1 pseudogene is annotated in these 934 nt (G+C 35.3%); it reads left to right on the top strand.

The features are described from left to right. Nucleotides 1-477: 477 nt before the first annotated feature. Nucleotides 478-934 (top strand): annotated as a pseudogene (locus FD07_RS11915) (hypothetical protein); the annotation flags it as partial.

The raw sequence follows: 934 nt of genomic DNA, 5'->3' as shown, positions 1-934 counted from the left end.
TGTCTATTTTATTGACAGGGGACCAGGTAAACTGCTAAGTAGCTAACTTGATTATAGAATTCGCAAAAAATAAATTTCAAAAAAAGATATAAAGATAATTGTAACCAAGCTTATGAATATCGTTTGCCTTTTAGTCATAGTCAAATTCACTAAGATTATCAAGCCGGCATATACCATTAATCAGAAAGTCTGGTTTTAACTTTTTAAAGCAAACCCAAAATACACATATACCAATAAAAAAGTGTAAAAATAGATCAATGTTGCAGCATCCTATAAGGATACACTTTCTATATAAGTATACTTATAGGGCCCTCGGATTCAGTCGTTATGCCCTTTGCATGTCTAAATAACTTCTGTATAGTACGAGGTGCAGATGGTGTCCGGAATTCAGACAATGCTCACCAGATATAAATAATAGTCCTTGTCCCCGCACTATACATATAAACGCAAATCAATAATTAGATTGGAGGACGTCAGTTGTTAACCTTATGGCATCGGCTAAATAAGCGAACATTATCTTCTATATTTATTATCGCGCTACTTCTTCCAAGTATTCAAGCTTATCAAATACTGCAGCAATTTACCCAACAATCTAACCCGTTTCACTCTTCCCCATACACCTTATGGATGGGGATCGATAACTTTAACTTTTCCCCAATTGCTTATTACCTGCTCTTACCACTAATTGCTGCAATGCCGGCAGCCACTTTGCTAAAAAAAGACCTAACTAGTGGCTTTTTCATGCAGGTAAAGTTGAAAAACACGTTGAAGCAAGTGCTTCGAAATTACTACGTTTTATCTTTTCTACTAGGTGGATTAATCGTCACATTACCCCTACTATTCAACTTTACAGCAATTGCATTAAAGGTACCTAGCACTTTCCCAGATAATCTATTAAACCAAAATATTTCCTCAATTGTCAAATCAAGTGCAA

It is taken from the genome of Levilactobacillus parabrevis ATCC 53295 (genome assembly GCF_001434055.1).
GTDB classification, from domain to species: Bacteria; Bacillota; Bacilli; order Lactobacillales; family Lactobacillaceae; genus Levilactobacillus; species Levilactobacillus parabrevis.
This window is presented reverse-complemented; position numbering and strand designations above follow the sequence as displayed.